Annotated in this window: 1 protein-coding gene; it reads right to left on the bottom strand. The window is 59.6% G+C overall.

What is annotated here, in order from left to right:
* On the bottom strand, nt 1-547 hold a 547-nt coding region (locus tag NTD82_RS26285), incomplete at both ends, for a hypothetical protein (protein ID WP_262130855.1).

Genomic DNA, 547 nt, shown 5'->3' with positions numbered 1-547 from the left:
GTCAAGGCTTCCGCTGGTGGTGCTGCCATCGGTGTCCGTCGCGGTGACGGTGAAGCTTTCGGTGAGGTTGTTGATGCCGCCAGCGTTTGGGTGAGCCTCGTTATCCAGCAGGGTGTAGCTGTAGGTCACTACGCCGGTACTTGCGTTGTAGCCGGTGACGGTCAGGGTATTGCCCAGCGGAGTCGTTGCGGTTTGTGGGAAGCCAGCGGCCACACCACCAGAAACAACGTTGATGCCGCCCACGCTCAGGGTTTGTAGGCCGTCTGGCGCGGTAACAGTGAAGGTGCCGGTTTGGGTCAGTGCCGGCGTGTTAGGGTTGCTGCCGTCGCTGAGGTTTTTCTCGTAGACCGTAAGTTCGCCACCCGCAGCATCGAGGCCATTGAGAGTGACTGGATCGTTCAGGTTCTTGATATCCAGAACCAGATTCGCGGTGCTGGTGTCGCCATCCGCATCGGTCAGGGTGTAGGCAAAGGTCTCAGTGCCAGTGCCGCCGCCGTGCAGGTTGAAGAAGTCCTGGTCAGCGGGATTCAAGGTGTAGGTGTAGGAC

This window comes from Pseudomonas sp. 5P_5.1_Bac1 (genome assembly GCF_025466015.1).
Taxonomy (GTDB): Bacteria; Pseudomonadota; Gammaproteobacteria; order Pseudomonadales; family Pseudomonadaceae; genus Aquipseudomonas.
Note: the sequence above shows the minus strand (reverse complement) of the source record. Positions and strands in the feature narration are given on the sequence as shown.